15 protein-coding genes are annotated in these 17,771 nt (G+C 72.5%); 3 read left to right on the top strand and 12 right to left on the bottom strand.

Annotation, left to right across the window (positions count from 1 at the left end; genetic code table 11):
• Nucleotides 1–116: 116 nt before the first annotated feature.
• Entirely contained in the window at nucleotides 117–863 is a 747-nt protein-coding gene (locus tag ABZ860_RS31845) for an HNH endonuclease family protein (protein ID WP_357227141.1), read from the top strand.
• Between the two features lie 10 nt (nucleotides 864–873).
• Here the strand turns inward: ABZ860_RS31845 and ABZ860_RS31840 are convergent, their stop codons facing one another.
• From ABZ860_RS31840 to aceB, 11 genes are all read right to left on the bottom strand, one after another.
• Nucleotides 874–2,346, bottom strand: coding sequence for a hypothetical protein (locus tag ABZ860_RS31840; protein ID WP_357227138.1), 1,473 nt, complete (start codon nucleotides 2,344–2,346; stop codon nucleotides 874–876).
• Between the two features lie 87 nt (nucleotides 2,347–2,433).
• Complete coding sequence (locus tag ABZ860_RS31835) at nucleotides 2,434–3,465, bottom strand: CU044_5270 family protein (protein ID WP_357227136.1); 1,032 nt, start codon at nucleotides 3,463–3,465, stop codon at nucleotides 2,434–2,436.
• Complete coding sequence (locus ABZ860_RS31830; RefSeq protein WP_357227133.1) at nucleotides 3,462–4,163, bottom strand: RNA polymerase sigma factor; 702 nt, start codon at nucleotides 4,161–4,163, stop codon at nucleotides 3,462–3,464. Before ABZ860_RS31830 ends, ABZ860_RS31835 begins: the two co-directional genes overlap by 4 nt.
• 109 nt (nucleotides 4,164–4,272) lie before the next feature.
• On the bottom strand, nucleotides 4,273–6,222 hold the full coding sequence (locus ABZ860_RS31825) for an FHA domain-containing protein (RefSeq protein WP_357227130.1): 1,950 nt from the start codon (nucleotides 6,220–6,222) through the stop codon (nucleotides 4,273–4,275).
• Nucleotides 6,223–6,326: 104 nt separating this feature from the next.
• On the bottom strand, nucleotides 6,327–6,995 hold the full coding sequence (locus tag ABZ860_RS31820) for a hypothetical protein (RefSeq protein WP_357227127.1): 669 nt from the start codon (nucleotides 6,993–6,995) through the stop codon (nucleotides 6,327–6,329).
• Between the two features lie 89 nt (nucleotides 6,996–7,084).
• On the bottom strand, nucleotides 7,085–7,303 hold the full coding sequence (locus ABZ860_RS31815; RefSeq protein ID WP_142558590.1) for a DUF2277 domain-containing protein: 219 nt from the start codon (nucleotides 7,301–7,303) through the stop codon (nucleotides 7,085–7,087).
• 30 nt (nucleotides 7,304–7,333) lie between these two features.
• Nucleotides 7,334–8,119 (bottom strand): IclR family transcriptional regulator, encoded by a 786-nt coding sequence (locus ABZ860_RS31810; RefSeq protein WP_357227124.1) that lies wholly within the window; start codon nucleotides 8,117–8,119, stop codon nucleotides 7,334–7,336.
• 158 nt (nucleotides 8,120–8,277) lie between these two features.
• A complete protein-coding gene (locus tag ABZ860_RS31805) occupies nucleotides 8,278–9,507 on the bottom strand; it encodes a heterodisulfide reductase-related iron-sulfur binding cluster (RefSeq protein ID WP_357227122.1) in 1,230 nt (409 codons plus the stop codon).
• The gene (locus ABZ860_RS31800; RefSeq protein WP_357227119.1) at nucleotides 9,507–10,877 is read right to left on the bottom strand and encodes an FAD-binding oxidoreductase; all 1,371 of its coding nucleotides are present in this window, start codon (nucleotides 10,875–10,877) and stop codon (nucleotides 9,507–9,509) included. Before ABZ860_RS31800 ends, ABZ860_RS31805 begins: the two co-directional genes overlap by 1 nt.
• Nucleotides 10,877–12,328 carry an FAD-linked oxidase C-terminal domain-containing protein gene (locus tag ABZ860_RS31795; RefSeq protein ID WP_357227115.1) on the bottom strand — a complete coding sequence of 484 codons (1,452 nt, stop codon included), beginning with the start codon at nucleotides 12,326–12,328 and terminating at the stop codon, nucleotides 10,877–10,879. The genes ABZ860_RS31800 and ABZ860_RS31795 overlap by 1 nt, the downstream gene beginning before the upstream one ends.
• Nucleotides 12,329–12,352: 24 nt before the next feature.
• Nucleotides 12,353–13,942, bottom strand: a complete 1,590-nt coding sequence (gene aceB / locus ABZ860_RS31790) for a malate synthase A (protein ID WP_357227113.1) — start codon at nucleotides 13,940–13,942, stop codon at nucleotides 12,353–12,355.
• A 145-nt stretch (nucleotides 13,943–14,087) separates the two neighbouring features.
• On the opposite strand from aceB, the gene ABZ860_RS31785 reads away from it, so the two are divergent.
• Nucleotides 14,088–14,768, top strand: a complete 681-nt coding sequence (locus ABZ860_RS31785) for a DUF4097 family beta strand repeat-containing protein (protein WP_357227111.1) — start codon at nucleotides 14,088–14,090, stop codon at nucleotides 14,766–14,768.
• Here ABZ860_RS31785 and ABZ860_RS31780 read toward each other — a convergent pair whose 3' ends face one another.
• Nucleotides 14,769–16,121, bottom strand: coding sequence for an FAD-binding protein (locus ABZ860_RS31780; RefSeq protein ID WP_357227108.1), 1,353 nt, complete (start codon nucleotides 16,119–16,121; stop codon nucleotides 14,769–14,771).
• A gap of 223 nt (nucleotides 16,122–16,344) precedes the next feature.
• On the opposite strand from ABZ860_RS31780, the gene ABZ860_RS31775 reads away from it, so the two are divergent.
• Entirely contained in the window at nucleotides 16,345–17,730 is a 1,386-nt protein-coding gene (locus ABZ860_RS31775; RefSeq protein ID WP_357227106.1) for an ATP-binding protein, read from the top strand.
• Nucleotides 17,731–17,771 lie beyond the last annotated feature (41 nt).

Below are 17,771 nucleotides of genomic sequence, written 5' to 3'. Positions count from 1 at the left end.
CTCGTCGTATGTCACGGTTCTCGTGCGCGCCTCCTTTGCCACTTTTTTGCACTTTGCTATATCTGAGGGGGATATTTCATTACCTAGGGGTGGCAGTGGGCGGGCGTGGTAGCCGATTGATCGCTGGAATCTCGGTGGCGGTGGCCGTACTGGCGGGGTGCGGGCCGATGCCGGAACTCGACGGCGACCCCACGGGCAAGGGCGGTGACGCGAAGGGCGGCTCGGGGACGGAGCGGGGCGTCAACCCGCTCGACAACCCCGACGGCACCGGCCCCGGCCTGAAGGCGATCTCGTCGGACAAGGACCGGGCGAAGGCGCGTGACCTGATCGACAAGGTGGCGACGAAGGGCCGCGGGGCGAAGACCGGCTACGACCGCGACAAGTTCGGCTACGCCTGGGCCGACAACGTGGACGACGTCCCGTGGGGGCGCAACGGCTGCGACACCCGCAACGACCTGCTCAAGCGAGACGGGCAGGACGTCAAGTATCGCAGCGGGTCGAACTGCGTCATCGTCTCCATGACCCTGAACGACCCGTACACCGGCAAGACCATCGACTGGAGCAAGTCGGACGCGGCGGAGGTCCAGATCGACCACGTCATGCCCCTGTCGTACGACTGGCAGATGGGCGCGTCGCGGTGGAGCGAGAGCAAGCGCAAGCAGATCGCCAACGATCCGCTCAACCTGATCCCCGTGGACGGCTCCACCAACGGCTCCAAGGGCGACTCGGGCCCGGCCACCTGGCTGCCGCCCCGCCGCGACATCCGCTGCTCCTACGCCGTGCGGTTCGCCCAGGTCGCACTCAAGTACGACCTGCCGGTGACCTCCGCCGACAAGGCGGCCATGCTGGAGCAGTGCAAATAGAAGGCCCGTCTCACCGGTAGACGATCTTCTCGGCCGACCGGCCGGGGAACACGACGACCAGGTGCTCCTCGCCCCTCTCGGCCGCCCGGGCGTAGACGCGCAGCCGGTAGCGTCCGGGGCCCTTCACCGCCAGGTTGGGCAGCCGCGCCCCGGCGCCCTCGTCGCCGCCGTCGACGTACGAGGGCACCCGCAGGCGGCCGCTGCGGCTGACCACGCCGACCTCGGCCACCTGCTCCCAGCCCTTCAGCCGCAGCGGGGGAGCGGAGCCGAACGCCTTCACGGTCAGGCACATCGGCTCGTTCTCGCCGTACGTCATCACGACCGCCGAACTGCCCGCCGCGCCGAGGAACCCGTCGTCCACGCTCGCGTAGGGGTCCTCGCCCTCGGTGGTGTCGTCCGGGTCGTGGACGCCGTATCCCCCGCCCTCGAACAGGAAGTACGCGGCCGTGCCCTGCCGCCGGGCCCGCACCCGCGGCCAGGGGTCCCGGCAGCGGGCGTTGGCCTCCGCGACGTAGTCCTCCGTGTCCGCGGCCTGCCCGTCCCCCGTACGCGGCGGCTCGGGCTGCCAGCCGTAGGCGGCGGGCGGGGGTGCCGCCTCCGGCCCGACCAGCACGAGGAACGGCAGCAGGACGGCCGCCAGCAGGATCGGCCCTGGCGGGCGGAGCGGCGTACGCTCCGGGGGTGTGCCGCGCGGGCCGGTGAGTTCGCGGGCGGACCGGGCGAGCCAGACCGCCAGGAAGACGTCGAACTCCTCCAGCATCCTCATCAGCGGTACGTCGTTGTAGCTGAACGCCGAGAGGACGGCCATGGCGGCGAGGGGGGTCGCCAGCGTCACGGTGACGTGGCGCCAGCCGGCCGTGACGGTGTCGCGGCTCCAGCGGCCGTCGCGGTGCTGGCCGAAGAGGACGGCCACCTGCCAGGCCGCCGCCAGCGCCAGGCAGGCGAACAGGACGAACCGGGGCGCCCGCACCCCCGTCACCTCGTCCATCGCGATCATCGCCAGGCCCACCGACCCCGGCCACGCGGTGACGAGCGCGAGCACCCGGAGCCGTCCGCGGAGGGTCAGCGCGAACAGCACCTGCAGCGGCCACCACAGGGCCAGGGTGAGCGCCTCGCCGACGACGCCGGGAAGCGGCGCGGCCGGCAGCCGGGGGAGCAGGGCGTGGGCGACGGCCAGATACAGCAGGCGCCGCAGCCAGACCGTCCGCCGCTCGGCGGGCCGCGGCGCACGCGGGGGGAAGGTGAAGACCTGGCGGAGCATCCAGGTCTTGAGCGCGAGGATCGCGAGGAGGCCCACCGCCCCCACCAGGGCGGCGACGGGCGACTCGGCGAAACCGCTCGAGGAGTAGTCGTCGAGGGGATACCACAGCACGGCCGCCCAGAGGGCGTCGAGACGCCCGGTGACGGCCGTGACCACGGCGCCGGCGGCCGACACCGCCAGGTAGACCCCGGCCGCCATCCACCCCGCACGCTCTCGTGACACCCCGCGCCCTTTCCCGGACAAGAAGGACGATCTTAGGGGAGATCGGTTCCCGCCGGACGCGGCCGGCCGGGAAGGACCGGGCGCGGGTCAGAGGCAGCCGGAGTGAGGGTCCTTCACCTCGGGCGCGGTGTCGTCGACCGTGACCTCCAGCTGGGCGGTCGAGGCCACCAGGCTCCCGGCGGGCGCCTTCGCCTCCTTCTCGTCCACCACGATGCCGCGCTCCCCGAGCAGCTCGTAGGTGGCGGGGTCGAAGATGATCTCCTCGCGCACCCCGCCCGAGACCCGGCCGACGCCGATGCCGGTCCGTCCGGCCGCGTCCTCGGTGTTCTCGGTCACCGTGACCCCGGGGATCGTGGCGGCGGCCTTGAACAGCGCCGCGCGCTGGGGCGCCGGCACGTACGTCTCCCGCAGCAGGTCGCCGACGGCCGTCCACGCCCCCGTGTCGGGCGGATTGTCGCCGTGCGGCCGGTCGTACAGGTAGGCGCGCATCTTCTCCGGGTCGGCGGGCAGCTTCTTCAGGTTCGTGTAGGCGGTGTCCCGCGCGCTGTCGCAGGCGGGGAGCCGCATCCACTCGGTGCCCTTCTCCTTGTACGCCTCCGGCGGGATCGGCCAGCCGGGGTAGGCATGGGGCTCCAGATATTCGACCTTCAGCGCGCCGTCCCTCGTGCCGTCGGCGGACAGCCAGATCGTCCGCTTCGTCCGGTAGAGGTAGCGTGACTCCTTCTCGTTCTCGCCGACCATGTCGGCCTCGTACATCGTCTGCGAGCCGACCTTGACGAACTGGTCGTCGCGCGGGGACAGATCGGTCACCGCGCGGGCCGCCCTGCCCAGCACCTCCTCGGCCGACATGGCCGACACCTTCGGCAGCGTCACGACCCCCGGGCTCACCGTCGCCGGCCGGGCCTCCGGTTCCGTCAGCACGGTGGCGACCGCGGCGACGGCCGCCGCGGCGAGCAGCGCCGTCCCGCCCGCCACGAACAGGTACGGACGCGGACGCGGGCGGGCGGGACGCCCCGCGGGGGCGGCCAGCCGCCGCCGTACGGCCGCCTTGGCCGCCAGGGAGTAGGGCGCGACGTCGGGCCGCTCCCGCGCCACCAGGTCGATCTCGTCGGTCATCATACGTTCTCCTCGGGAAGGTCGAGATGGCGGCGCAGCTTCGCCCGCACCCGGTGAAGGCGCGAGCGGACCGTGCCGATGGGGATCTTCAGCGCCTCGGCCGCCTCCTCGTAGGAGAGGTCGGCCCAGGCGACCAGCAGGAGAAGGTCACGCTCGGCGGCCGACAGCCTGGCCAGCGCGGCGGCGAGGGCGGGCCGCAGGGCGGCGGCGCTCGCCCGCTCCGCCCCGCGCTCCTCCTCGTGGGCGCCGCGCTCGCCGGCGTCGCGCGGCGCACGGGCCAGCGCCCGCAACCGGCGCACCTCCGACCTGCGGTGCCCCGAGATGAGGTTGCCGGCGATGCCGTACAGCCAGGGCCGGGCGTCCGGCCGCGAGGTGTCGTAGCGGTGCCGCTTGCGGAACGCCACGAGGAACGTCTCGGCCGTCACGTCGTCGGCGTGCTCGGGGCCGAGACGGCGACCGGCGTAGGCGTGGATCTCGTCCGCGTGCCGGTCGAAGACGCCGGCGAACCGCTCGGGCGCCGTCAGCGACGCCTCGATCAACCCCGCGTCGCTCGGCTCCGCGCCGGCGACGCCGGGATACGTCATCAGGGCGCGCTCCGGCCCGCTGTCGTTCGCCTCGTCAGCGTCGCGGGTGCCGTCCGGGTCGGCGCCGTCCGTCTCGGCGGCCGCGGGGAGGTGCGTGTCGCCGTAGACCGTCCTCACCACCCGTTTTGTCCGTTCATAGGGGAAGTCCTTCCGTGGGCGCCGTCGCGCCCTTCACCCCTACTCCGCCGGACGGCCCGGGCCGGTTCCGTGGTTCGCCGGAGCGACGTCAGCCGGCAGGCGTGCCGCCGGGCCGCCTGGTCTGTCCGTCCGCCTGCCGCGCGACGAGCGCCCCCTCGGCAGGGGTCGCCACGGGGGACGCCGCGGAGACGGGCTGGTCGAAGATGTCGATGTCGACCTCCTCGCCGCCGACCGTCAGCGTCTCCCAGGCTCCGCTCACCAGCAGGGTACGCAGCGTCTCGCTCCGCAGTTCACGCAGGTGCCGGATGAGGGTCGCGTCGTCGGGCATGCCGGGAACACGTGGTGACAGGCGGTCGCGGATCTGCCGCAGGCGCTCCATCAGGGCGTCGATGTCCGCTTCCCTGTCCGGGGCGGCGTGGCCTTCCTCGATGCCCTGGACGATCGTGTCCTTGATCGCCCGGGTGACCCCCTGCTCGTCGGTGGTCACCATCGCGTTCCACGCGCGGCTCTTGTGCCGATACTGCAGCATCGACATCGCCGCCTCGTGCCGTACGAAGTCGGCGTCCCGCAACGGCCTGCCGCGCCAGTTGCGGTTGAGCGACCGGGCCAGCGAGATGGCCGACGCCAGCCCGCTGTTGAGGCCCCGCCCCGGCCAGAAGTGGATCGCGTTGGCCGCGTCCCCGAGGAGGAACCCGTACGTCCCCGGGGTGGTCGAGGTGGGGGAGTACAACCGGGCGGTGAACCGCGGCCGCTGCACCATGTCCAGCCGGAAGGCGGTGACCGCGCTCACGTCGCCGTCGGCGACGCCGAAGAGCGCGAGCCCTTCCTTCGCCCGCCTCCACAGTGCCGAACCCCTGATCAGGGCGGGCAGGAACAGCGTGTGGTGGGTTGAGCAGTGGAAGTCCCCGTCCTCGGTGCGCTCCATCAGGCAGGGACTGGAGGCGACGCACTCCTCGAACACGTGCCGGACGGGGTCGATGCCGACGACCTCCGCGGCCTCGTCGTCGGTGAGCCGCATGTTGAGGAAGCCCTCGCCGCGCAGGGAGTTCAGGAGGAACCGGTTCTGCGCCACGGTCAGCAGCACGATCGCCGGGTCCGGCAGGCTGGACTTCACCCGCAGCCCCAGCACCACGTCCTGCAGGTGGCGGCCGTCGAGCGAGAAGATCGAGTCGTCGGCCCGGCCGAACCTGTCGGTGAAGTGCTCGCGGGTCCGCGAGCGCCCTCCCTCGCAGATGGCGAGCACGTGCTCCTTGGCCACGGCGTCCTGGCGCTCCGCGGGGTCGAATATCTCGGGCACCAGGCGGATGCGGGCGGACCTCTCGTTCGCCATCTCCAGCAGGGTGTCCTCGATGTAGGCGATCCGGATGTTCCGCGGGCGGTAGTCGCGGATCGAGTCCGGACCGGCCGGCCACATCTCGCTGTAGGACCCCTCGGTGAACAGCCGCGACTGGACGTCCTCCGGGAGGTTCAGATACTGGCGGCTCTGCACCGTCACGACCTGCTGCCGCCGGTTGTTGCCCTGCGTGGCGTTCTTCCACACGATCCGCGGCCCGTCCTCGGTCCAGCGGCCGTCGTAGATCGTGATGGCGACCCGGTGCCCCATGAGGTGTTCGAGGAGCAGGGCGAAGGCCAGCCCGACGGGCCCGCCGCCGGAGATGGTGACGTGCAGGACCTGTTCCGGTTCGACGTCCGGGAACGACCGGCGGAACCGTTGCATCAGGGAGGTGTCCATGACCGTCTCGGCGTCGTCGAACACCTCGAAGCGGAACGTCTCCCCTCCGATGGCGATCATGTCGCCGGGCCGGAGCACATGCGTGGTGACACGCCTGCCGTTGACCAGGGTCCCGTTGCTGCTGCCCCGGTCGAGCAGCACGTAGCCCTCGGCCTCGCGGCGCACCTCCGCATGGAAGCGCGAGGCCCTCTCACTCGTTATCACCACACTGTTGTCGCCTCTGCGACCGAAGGTGATCGGCTTGTCGTCGATCGGGAAGCGCTGACCGGCAAGGGGACCTTCATGCCCGACGATCGCAGGTGGCATCGGTCCGCCCCCTTTCCCTCGGAACCGCCGATGCGATCATTTATCGTGACACGCTTCCCGTCTGCTGCAAAGCGTCCCAGTCAGGACAGGCAATCACGATGCGCTCACCCGATGATGAGGAAGCCGTTGTGGTCGCGGGGCACCCCGCCCGCGCGTCCGGCGATCGCGAGGGCGGCCCGCCGGGCGGTGGCGGGAACGTCCGTGCCGTAACCGCCGTCCGCGGACAGCTCGTAGGTGACGTCGTCGGCGTCCCACTCGGTGACGAAGACCTCGATCGGGCTCTCGGCGCTGGTGAGCAGCGTCGTGCCGGCGTCGGTCACCGTCGTGACGGCCAGGCCGGGCACGTCGTCCGCGAGCAGGCCGATCACCTCGTCCACCGGGACGAGCCGCCCGCCGGCGACCTCGGCCAGGTCCTCCGGCGGCTCCTGGCACTCCGGGTGCTCCCGGCCGCCGAGCCGCTCGGCCAGGCCGCGCACGAGCAGGCTCAGGCGCGCGAACTCGCCGCCCGCGTCGCCGTCGATGTTGCGCGCGAAGAACGCGGCCGGCCAGCCTGCCGGGAGACCCGCCCTGGCCGCCAGCTCCGGGGTCAGCGCGATCGGCCCGCGCAGCTCGACGTTCTCGCCGATCTTGAAGCCCCGCCCGTACGGCCCGGCCTGCGGGTCGTGCAGGCGCACCGTCTCCAGCAGGGTCGCGGGATCGGGCGCGTACGGCAGCAGCAGTGTGGGCCCCCGGCGCAGCCGCCGGGCCATGAGGAAGTCGGAGATCATACCCATGCGCCCACTGTCGCGCCCGGCACTTGTGGCCGGCTTGGACCCCGGTGTTCGGGGCCCGGCGCTCGGACCCGCTGTTCGGAGCCCGGTCCTTATCGGGCGGCGGAGCCGCGGACCTGGAGGGAGGCCAGCAGCGCCGTGCTGGCCTGCGCGATCTCCTCGACCGCGCGGTCGAACGCCTCGGCGTTGTGCGCGGCGGGCGCGCGGAAGCCGGAGATCTTGCGGACATACTGCAGGGCCGCCGCCCGGATGTCCTCCTCGGTCACCTCGTCGGTGAACGGCGGGCGCAGGGTCTTGATGCTTCGGCACATGACCCCATACTGACCCATCCGAGGACCGGGTCAGGAGTGGAAGACGGCGGCGCCGAAGTCCTCGGCCACCTTGCGCAGCATCGCGGCCAGCTCCTCGCGGTCGATCGCGTCGATGCGCTCGGCCGGTCCGGACACCGACATCGCCGCGAAGGCCCGCCCGCCGTCGTGGACCGGCACGGCCATGCAGTGCACCCCGCTCTCCTCTTCGCCCAGGTCGAGCGCGTACCCCCGGGCGCGCACCCGGCCGAGCTCCTCCATCAGCTCGCCGACCGCCGTGATCGTCCGGTCGGTACGGCGGGGCAGCCCGGTGCGCGTGAACACCGCCTCCGCGTCGTCCCGCGCGGCCAGCAGGGCCTTGCCGACGGCCGTGCTGTGGGGCAGCACCCGGCGGCCGACCTCGGCGAACATCCGCAGCCTGCGCGGCGAGGGCACCTGGGCGATGTAGACGACGTAGTCGCCCTCCAGCACGGCGAGGTTGGCGGTCTCGCCGGACAGTTCCACGAGCCTCGCGAGATAAGGCTCGGCCCAGACCGCGAGCATCCGCTCGGCCACGCCGCCGATCCGCACGAGCGCGCCGCCGAGGGCGTAGCGCCGGTCGGACTCCTGCCGGACGTACCCACGGGCCAGCAGCGTCTGTAACAGCCGGTGGATCGTCCCGTACGGCAGGCCGGTCGTGGCGGCGATCTCCGACAGACCGGCCTGGCCGCCGTGCTCTGACAGTGCCTCGAGCACGTCCAGCGCCCGGTCGACGCTCTGCACGCTCACCGCGTCCTCCTCCTCGGCGGTGTCATCCTCAACGCGGGGACCTCCCAGCATGCCCGCTTCTCGGTCGTCTCTGACAAATCAAGCCCTGCTGCGCGTGGCCCAGGCGGCGCCTCGCGGCGTTGTCGTCGTCGGCCGGAGGCTCCGCTCCGGCCTCCTCCTCCGCCTTGCGATGCATCCACCTGGACCCCGCTCGCGACGGGCAGCATTTGTCAGACACTCCCCAGCCCTCGCAGCGAGGCGTCGAGCACCTCGGCCGTGTGCGCGACCCGGATCTCCCCCTTGCCCGCCCTGCGGACGGAGGCCGCGATCTGCATGGTGCAGCCCGGGTTGGCCGACACCAGCACGTCGGCGCCGGCGGCGAGCACGCGCTCGGCCTTGCGGTCGCCGAGCTGCCGGGCCGCCTCCGGCTGGAACAGGTTGTAGGTGCCCGCCGATCCGCAGCAGATCGCGGACTCCTCGACCTCCCGCAGCTCCAGCTCCGGGATCGCGCGCAGCAGCGCGCGCGGCTGGGCGCGCACGCCCTGGGCGTGGGCCAGGTGGCAGGCGTCGTGGTAGGCCACCGTGACCGGCAGCGGGTGGCGCTCCGCCGCAGGTCCCAGCTCGGTGAGGAACTCCGCCAGGTCGCGGGTCCGCAGCGCCTCGGCGCGGGCCGCCCAGCCGGGCTCGTCGGCCAGCACCTCGGCGTAGTCCTTCATGCTCGACCCGCAGCCGGCCGCGTTCACCACCACGGCCTCCACGCCGGCCCGCTCGAAGGTGGCGATCGTGCGGCGGGCGAACCTGCGCGCCTCGGCCTCGCGGCCCGAGTGCAGCGACAGCGCCCCGCAGCAGCCCTGCCGGGGCGGGATGACCACGTCGCAGCCCTCCAGCGCGAGCACCCGGGCCGTCGCCGCGTTGACCTGCGGGAAGAACTCGCCCTGCACGCATCCGGTGAGCAGGCCGACCCGCGCCCTGCGCCGCCGCCTCGCGCGCACCAGCGGCGGCAGCCGTACGGGCCGGGGGGCGTCGGGCGCCAGTTCGGCCATCGCGCCGAGGGAGGGGTTGACCTGTTCGAGGAACGGCTGCAGGCGCCTGCTCAGCCGCATGGGCAGCCGCATCGCCCGCAGCCTGCGCCGGTAGGGGAACAGCGCGAACACCAGCGCCCGGATCGCGCGCTCGTCCGGGCGGCGCACGTGCTCGCGCTCGACGACCGCGCGGGTCTGCTCGATCAGGCGGTCGTACCGCACGCCGGACGGGCACGCGGTGACGCACGCCATGCAGCCCAGGCAGGCGTCGAAGTGGCCGGCCATCGCGTCGGTGAGCGGCGTGCCCTCGACGTGCTGGCCCATGAGGTGGATGCGCCCGCGCGGGGAGTCCATCTCCTCGCCCCACAGCACGTACGTCGGGCAGGTGGGCAGGCAGAACCCGCAGTGGACGCAGTCTTTGATCAGCTCGGGATCCATCAGATGCCTCCGACGAAACGACCGGGGGACAGCCGGCGATCGGGATCGAACCGCTCCTTGACCCGGCGCATCAGCGGCAGCGCGCCGACGTGCCCCCACCGGTCGAGGCGGCGCGCGGCCTCCCGCGGCGCGGTGAGCACGACGACCCGGCCCTCGCCGTCCGTCTCCATGTGGTCGCGCAGGTCGCCCGTGAAGGCGGCGACCCGGCCGGGGTCGGTGCCCGGCGGCAGCGCGACGTGGAACACCTGCGCGGCCAGGGAGCCGCGCACCGCCGCGTGCACGCCCGCCTCACGGGCCGCCAGGAAGGGACCGACGAAGCTGCCGGCCAGCCGGTAGGGGATGTTCCTGACCTCCAGCAGGATCTCCCCGCCGCCCGCGCCCCCGTCCCCGGTGCCGGGCGGTCCGTCCGGCACCGGCGGCTCGGGCAGGAGCCCCCACCACGGCGGCGGCTCCTCGGTCACCTGCGCGTCGCTCAGCGCGCCGTCCATGAGGGCGCACAGCGCCTTGGCGCGCTCGGCCGCGGCGGTGCCCTCCACGAGGATCGCCACCGTGCAGGGGCCCGCCACATCCGGCCAGTCCACCTCCACCGCGCTCGGCTCCAACGGCGACTCGGTGACCGCCGGGATCACCGCGCGCAGGGACGCGGCCGCGTCCGTGGAGGTGCCCTCCATCGTCTTACCCTCGTACACAACGGGCCTGACGGTCTCCGTAACCGGACGTTCGACGGTGAACGTCACCCAGGCGCGGGCGGCGGGCAGGGGATGCAGGCGGAACGTCGCGTCCGCGATGGTCCCGAGCGTGCCGTACGAACCGTTGAACAGCTTGCCGAGGTCGTATCCGGCGACGTTCTTGACGACCTTCCCGCCCGACTTGGCGATGGTGCCGTCGGCGAGCACGACCGTGACGCCGATGAGCAGGTCGCGGGCCGTGCCGTGGCGGAACCTGCGCGGCCCGGCGATCCCGGTGGCCAGCAGCCCGCCGATCGTGGTGCCGGGCACCGGCACGTCGAGCGCGAGCTCCTGACCTTCCTCGGCGAGAGCGCGCGCCAGCGCCTCGACGGTCACCCCGGCCTGCGCGCGGACGACGAGGTCGCCCGCCGCGTGCTCCAGGATCCGGTTCATGCAGCACAGGTCCACGAGCACGTCGCAGCGCGCGGGCGGCGCGCCCCAGTGCAGCTTGGTCCCGCCGCCGGTCGCGACGGCGGCCAGGTCGTGCGCGGCGCAGACCCGCATCACGGCCGCGATCTCCTCGGCCGACTCGGGCAGCGCCACCCAGCGCGGCCGCACGCCCGCCACCTCGTCCCCGTCGCCGGCCGCGCGCACGGCCACACCGGTGGCCTCCAGCGCGTCCCGGACGTCCCGCTCGTCCATCAGAACTGCTCCGCCAGACCGGCCTCGACCAGGGGATGGGCGCCCCTGCGCACACCCGGCGCCTCTCCGCACAGGCGCGGGGTGGGGAAGACCTTGCCCGGGTTGGCCAGCCCCCGGGGATCGAACGCGCACCGCACGAGTTGCATGGTGTCGAGGTCGTCCTCGCTGAACATCCGGGGCATGTAGCGGGCCTTGTCCACGCCGACGCCGTGCTCCCCGGTGATCGACCCGCCGTGCTCGACGCACAGGTCGAGGATGCGCCCGCTGACGGCCTCGGCGCGCTCGGCCTCGCCCGGCACGGAGTCGTCGAACAGCACGAGGGGATGGAGATTGCCGTCGCCCGCGTGGAAGACGTTGGCCACGCGGATGCCGTACTCCTCCTGCAGCCGGTCGATCCCCGCGAGCACGCGCGGAAGCGCGGTCCGCGGCACCACGCCGTCCTGCACGATGTAGGCCGGGCTGATCCGGCCCACGGCGGCGAACGCCGACTTCCGGCCCTTCCAGATGGCCGCCCGCTCCTCGGCGGAGGCGGCCACCCTGATCTCGAAGGCGCCGCTGTCGCGGCAGATCCGTTCGACGGCCGCGAACTGGTGCTCCACCTCGGCGCGCGGGCCGTCCAGCTCCACCACAAGTACGGCTCCCGCCCCGGCGGGGTAGCGGCAGTCGACGGCGGCCTCGGCCGCCTCGATCGCCAGCGCGTCCATCATCTCGATGGCGGCGGGCACGACGCCCGCCGCGATGATCGCCGACACGGCGTGCCCGCCGGCCTCGATGCCGGTGAAGGCGGCGAGCAGGGTCGTGACCGCCTCGGGCGCCCGCGACAGCCGTACGGTGATCTTGGTGGCGATGCCGAGCGTGCCCTCGGAGCCGATGAACGCGCCGAGCAGGTCGTAGCCGGGGTCGCGGTCCGACAGCTCCACGATCTCCCCGTCCGGCGTGACGATCTCGGCGGCGAGCACGTGGTTGACCGTGAAGCCGTACTTGAGGCAGTGCGCGCCGCCCGAGTTCTCGGCCACGTTGCCGCCGATCGAGCAGACCTGCTGGCTGGAGGGGTCGGGGGCGTAGTAGTACCCCCGGTCGCGGACCGCCTCGCTGATCGCCAGGTTCGTCACCCCCGGCTCCACCACGGCCCGGCGGTTCGGGATGTCGATCTCGACGATCCGCCGCATGCGGGAGGTGACGATCAGCACGCCGTCCGTGCGGGGGAGGGCGCCGCCCGACAGGCCGGTGCCCGCCCCGCGGGCGACGAACGGCACGCCGTGCTCGCCGCACAGCCGTACGACCGCGGCGACCTGCTCGGCCGTCTCCGGCAGCACGACCACGCCGGGAGTGGCCCGGTGGACGGTCAGCCCGTCGCACTCGTAGGTGCGCAGCCGTACGGGGTCGGTGATGACGGCGTCCGGCGGGAGTACGGCCGCCAGCCGCGCCGTCAGCCGTTCGAGCTCGGACATCGGCTCCCGCTTCCCCTCACGTCGTCATGGCATCCGCTCGTACGCGGGAAGCGTAAGGAACTCCGCGAAATCGTCGTCAAGGGCGACCTCCTTGAACAGCGCCGTGGCCTGGGCGTAGAGCTTCTCGTCGTAGCCGGGCCCGGCGGCGATCCCGGCCAGCTCCTCCTCGATGATCCGCTCGACGAGCTCCCGTGTCACCACCGCGCCGGTGTCGGCCAGCGTGATGTCGTTGTGGATCCACTGCCAGACCTGCGAGCGGGAGATCTCGGCGGTCGCCGCGTCCTCCATCAGGTTGTGGATCGCCGCGGCGCCGTTGCCGCCCATCCAGGCCGCCAGGTAGCGCAGGCCGACGTCCACGTTGTTGCGCAGCCCGGCCTCGGTGATCTCACCCGGGGTCTTGGACACCGACAGCAGGTCCTCGGCCGTGACGTGGACGTCCTCGCGCAGCCGGTCGAGCTGGTTGGGCCGGTCGCCGAGCACGCCGTCGAACACCTCGCGGCAGATCGGCACGAGGTCGGGGTGGGCCACCCAGGAGCCGTCGAAGCCGTCGCCGGACTCGCGGGTCTTGTCGGCCCGCACCTTCTCCAGCGCGACCTTGTTGACCTCGGGGTCGCGGCGGGAGGGGATGAAGGCCGCCATGCCGCCGATCGCGTGCGCGCCGCGCTTGTGGCAGGTGCGCACCAGCAGTTCGGTGTAGGCCCGCATGAACGGCGCGGTCATCGTCACCGCGTTGCGCTCGGGCAGCAGGAACTCCCGCCCCCGGGTGCGGAACTTCTTGATGACGCTGAACAGGTAGTCCCAGCGGCCGGCGTTGAGGCCCGCGGAGTGCTCGCGCAGCTCGTAGAGGATCTCCTCCATCTCGAACGCGGCCGGGTAGGTCTCGATGAGCACGGTCGCCCGGATCGTTCCCCGGGGGATGCCGAGCAGCTCCTGGGCCCGGACGAACACGTCGTTCCAGAGCCGCGCCTCCAGGTGCGACTCCATCTTCGGCAGGTAGAAGTACGGCCCGCGGCCCTTGCCGATCTGCCGCCGGGCGCAGTGGAAGAGGTAGAGGCCGAAGTCGAGCAGCGACCCCGACATGGGCGAGCCGTCCACCACGATGTGCTTTTCCGGCAGGTGCCAGCCGCGCGGGCGGACCACGACCGTGGCCAGCTCCTCGTCCGGCCGCAGCGCGTAGGTCTTGCCGCCCGACTCGAAGTCGATCGTACGGTCGAGGGCGTCGCGCAGGTTGAGCTGACCGCTGATCGTGTTCTCCCAGGTCGGCGAGTTGGCGTCCTCGAAGTCGGCCAGCCAGACCTTGGCGCCGGAGTTGAGCGCGTTGATCGTCATCTTGCGGTCGACCGGCCCGGTGATCTCGACCCGGCGGTCCTCCAGCCCCGGAGCGGGCGGGGCGACCCGCCACTCGGACTCGCGGACGTGGGCGGTCTCGGGAAGGAAGTCGAGCATGCCGCCCGCGGACAGCTCCTCCTGCCGCGCCTGACGCGCGGCGAGCAGCTCCCTGCGCCTGGGGTCGAACTCGCGCTGCAAGGTGGCCACGAAGCCGAGGGCCTCGGGAGTGAGGATCTCGTCGAACCGGTCCAGCAGGGGGCCCTTGATCTCGACGCCTTCCGTCATTTTCCACCTTCCGGAAAAATAGTTCTGAATGATGGAATCGACGCTACTTCAGGAGACGGCCGGGGGTCAACGCAGGGGGTCCCTCAGGGGGCGCTCCGGGAATTCCCCGATGGGAGACGCCCCACGCATGGCCGAAGATCGGGGCATGAGACACAAGACGATGGCCGTCGCGGGGGCCGTCCTGGGCATGAGCCTGCTCGTCGCGGCGTGCGACGTGCGGATCGGGTTCGGCGGGCAGCAGGCCGTGGAGTCCTACGACGTGACGGACAAGGTGGCCGTCCTCGACGCCCGCGCCGATTCTGGCGACATCGTGGTGAACGAGAGCGACAGGTCCGGCGTCCACGTCACCGAGACCCTGCGCTGGCACGGGGACAAACCCGCGAACGGCCATTCCGTCGACGGGGACACGCTCACGCTGGCCTACAAGTGCGGCAACTGCTCGGTGGACTACAAGGTGGAGGTGCCGCGCGGTCTCACCATGAAGATCGACACCGGGTCGGGAGACATCACGCTGCGCTCCCTGACCGGCCAGGTGAACGCCTCCACCGGCTCGGGCGACGTCGACGCGCGAGGGCTCGCCTCTGCCCGGGTCAACACGCGGACGGGCTCGGGTGACATCACCCTGAGGTTCTCGGCCGTCCCCACGGACGTGCAGGCCGTGACGGGATCGGGCGACGGCCGGCTCTGGGTGCCGGACGGCGCCTACAACGTCAACGCGTCGACCGGGAGCGGCGACCGCAGGATCGAGGTGCCGGACAACGACTCGGCGCCGCACACGATCACGGTCAGGACCGGATCGGGCGACGCCGAGGTGCACAAGGCGTAGCTAGCCGAGCACCGGCTGGTTGGCGCGGAAGACGCCGTCGGGGTCGCGGCGGCGCTTGATCTCGCGCAGCCGGGCCAGCGTGTCCGCGTCGAACGCGGAGGCGGCCTTCTCGTCGCCGTTCAGATAGGTGAACGGCTTGCGGCCGGTCGTGTGCGGCGCCATCGCCCGCGCGATCTCCGCCATCCGCGCCGTGACCGCCTGCCCGCCCTCCGGCGACATGACCGGCCCGATCATGCTCAGCAGGTACGGCTCGGCGATGTGTCCGCACGCCCCGCCGGCCTCGGCGGGCCGGCTCAGCGCGCCGCCCAGGTGGCGCACCTGCACAGTGGCCAAGGGGGCGACGCCGCCCGCGGCCGCGAGCAGATCGCCGGCCACGGCGTCGCCGAGACCGGTCAGCAGTTCGCCGCGGCCCGCGCCGGGCACCGGCTGCGTCGGCTCGGCGCAGATGCCGCCCAGGGCGTCCAGGGGCATCGCCGCGCGGCTGTCCCTCAGCACGCCGGGGATGTCCTCGAACCGCCGGAGCAGGTCGCGCCCCTCCTCCTCGCCGCCCAGGAACGTCGAGTCGACCGCGACCGCGGCGAGCCCGCGCAGCGGCTCGGGCACCTGGGGCACGGGCGGGAACTTCACCATCGTGAACCAGACGGTCAGCTCCGCGGGCGCCGCCGCGGTCACCTCCCGGTAGGCGGCGAGCACCTCGGGCGCCCGCTCGGCGGGCCACAGCATGCGCCCGCCGTACAGCAGCGGCGCCGGGTGCAGGTCCAGCTCCATCGCCGTCACCAGCGCGAAGTCGCCCCCGCCGCCGCGCAGCGCCCAGAACAGGTCGGGGTCGGAGTCGGCCGTGACGCGGGCCTGCGTGCCGTCGGCGCCGACCACCTCGAAGGCGCGTACGGCGCCGGCCGCCCAGCCGTGCCTGCGGGCGAACCACCCGAGCCCGCCCCCGAGGGTGTAGCCGGTGACGCTGACCACGGGAGAGCTGCCGGGCAGGCCGGTCAGCCCGTGCTTGCCGGTCGCGGTCAGCAATTCGCCCCACTGCACGCCGGCCTCGACGCGGGCGGTCCGCCGCTCCGGCATGACCTCCATGCCGCGCAGGCGTCCGGTCCGCAGCAGGATCGTCCCGTCGAGGCGGGTGGTGGCGCCGTGCCCGCTCGGCTGCGCCGCGACGGCGAGGCCGGCCAGCCTGGCACAGCGGACCACGGCGGCGGCGTCGGCCGCGTCCTCGACCTCCACGACCGCGGCCACCCGCTGGTCGACCGCCCGGTTCCACGGCAGCCGCGCGGCCTCGAAGCCGTCGTCGCCGGGGACGAGGACCTGCCCGCGTACCGTACGGCGAAGGTCGGTTCCCAGGGTTGTCACTTTCTCCTCCTGCTTCACACGTTTCGGGATCGATTCAGAGCATGAAGCAAAAGGTTTGCGATCGATTAGGAATCGGCCAGGAACGGGCTAGTCGTCCTGCCGGCGAGGCACCTTTGGTGCCGAGCTCACCGCCGTCGATACGAATTCTTCACCTGCCGATGGAGACGCGGCGAGGAGGTTCGGGGCAGATGACCGGTTGAGCCCGCTTCCGATTGGCGCCCACGTGAACCGTGCCGGAACATGGCCGATCAACACCCGCCTGTCGCTGGTCACCGGCGGGAGTGTGGCCGTCCTGTGCCTTCTGTTCTCCGCTGTCCTGCTGTTCGCACTCCACCGGCTGAACACCCATAACCTCATCAGGGAGGCGACCGTCGCCGGCGACCTCATCGCCTACCGTCTGGACCGGGGAGAGGTCGGCAACCCGCTTCCGTCGATCCCGCCCTCCCTGATCCGCCCCATCCAGGTCGTCGATCCCGACGGCAGGGTCGTCGCGGCGACCGCGGACCTGCAGGGCAAGCCGCCTATGGCGCGCTTCCTGCCGAAGGCCCCCCACCGGAGTGCGCTCGGCGTCGTATGCGACCACGTTTTCGGCCCCGACCGGTGTGAGATCGTGGTCGCGCAGCAGGTCTACCGCAACGGCACGTGGACCGTGTACAGCGCGGTGCCGACGGTTCCGTTCTACGTCTATCCGAGTCTGCTGGCGCTGCTGATCGGCGGGACCGTCGTCGCCACCACCGCCGTCGTGTACGGCGCCCACCGGGTCGTGCGCCAGTCTCTCAAGCCCGTCGACGCGATCCGCGCCCAGCTCGACGAGATCCACAAAACCACCCTCGCCCGCAGGGTTCCGGTGTTCGTGGCGAAGGACGAGGTCCGTCACCTGGCGGAGAGCGTGAACTACACACTGGACCGGCTCGAGAGCGCGTTCGAGGAGCTGCGCCGCTTCACCGCCGACGCCTCGCACGAGCTCCGCAGCCCGATCACCGCCATCCGTACGCAGATCGAGAGCGCGATGCTCGCACCGGAGGACACCGACCTGAACGCGCTGGGACGGGATGTCCTGCGGAGCCTGGACCGGCTCCAGGCGATCGCGGCCGACCTGCGCACGCTCACCCGTCTGGACGAGGGCGTGCCGGGCGAGCGCGAGCGGCTCGATCTGGCCGAACTCGTCGCCGCGCAGCTGAACGCCCGCCGGTTCACGCGGAACATCGTCCGTCGTCTCGAGAGCGGTGTGACGGTCACGGGCGACCGCGCCCGGCTCGACCAGCTGATCGCGAGCCTCCTCGACAACGCCGAACGGCGTGCGGAGTCCAGGCTGACGGTCTCCGTGCGATGGGAGGGGCCTGTCGACGGAGATCCCCGGTTCCGAGCGGGGGCCGCCGTGCTGGAGGTGCTCAACGACGGCGCGGCCGGCGGCCGCGATCGCAGCGGGACGAGCGTCCAGGGCTTCACCCGGCTCGACTCGGCGGGCGGTGTGAGCGCCGGGGGCGCCGGGCTCGGGCTGCCCATCGCCCGCCAGATCGCGGAGAGCCACGGCGGCGCGCTGGTGATCACGAACAGTCCCCGGGGCGCCTGCTTCCTGCTCCTGCTTCCGCCGGCCTCGCCGGGCTGAACCCCCGGGTCCGCGCGACCCGCGCCGCGGTCACCCCGACG

It is taken from the genome of Microbispora sp. NPDC046973 (assembly GCF_040644495.1).
Classification (GTDB): domain Bacteria; phylum Actinomycetota; class Actinomycetes; order Streptosporangiales; family Streptosporangiaceae; genus Microbispora.
Note: the sequence above shows the minus strand (reverse complement) of the source record. Positions and strands in the feature narration are given on the sequence as shown.

What these genes read in the sequence shown, in the direction of transcription:
- ABZ860_RS31825 (WP_357227130.1), bottom strand. Translation starts at nt 6,222, where the DNA reads ATGCCACCTGCGATCGTCGGGCATGAAGGTCCCCTTGCCGGTCAGCGC.
- ABZ860_RS31805 (WP_357227122.1), bottom strand. Translation starts at nt 9,507, where the DNA reads ATGGATCCCGAGCTGATCAAAGACTGCGTCCACTGCGGGTTCTGCCTG.
- aceB (WP_357227113.1), bottom strand. Translation starts at nt 13,942, where the DNA reads ATGACGGAAGGCGTCGAGATCAAGGGCCCCCTGCTGGACCGGTTCGAC.
- ABZ860_RS31785 (WP_357227111.1), top strand. Translation starts at nt 14,088, where the DNA reads ATGAGACACAAGACGATGGCCGTCGCGGGGGCCGTCCTGGGCATGAGC.
- ABZ860_RS31810 (WP_357227124.1), bottom strand. Translation starts at nt 8,119, where the DNA reads ATGCTGGGAGGTCCCCGCGTTGAGGATGACACCGCCGAGGAGGAGGAC.
- ABZ860_RS31835 (WP_357227136.1), bottom strand. Translation starts at nt 3,465, where the DNA reads ATGATGACCGACGAGATCGACCTGGTGGCGCGGGAGCGGCCCGACGTC.
- ABZ860_RS31820 (WP_357227127.1), bottom strand. Translation starts at nt 6,995, where the DNA reads ATGGGTATGATCTCCGACTTCCTCATGGCCCGGCGGCTGCGCCGGGGG.
- ABZ860_RS31815 (WP_142558590.1), bottom strand. Translation starts at nt 7,303, where the DNA reads ATGTGCCGAAGCATCAAGACCCTGCGCCCGCCGTTCACCGACGAGGTG.
- ABZ860_RS31800 (WP_357227119.1), bottom strand. Translation starts at nt 10,877, where the DNA reads ATGGACGAGCGGGACGTCCGGGACGCGCTGGAGGCCACCGGTGTGGCC.
- ABZ860_RS31795 (WP_357227115.1), bottom strand. Translation starts at nt 12,328, where the DNA reads ATGTCCGAGCTCGAACGGCTGACGGCGCGGCTGGCGGCCGTACTCCCG.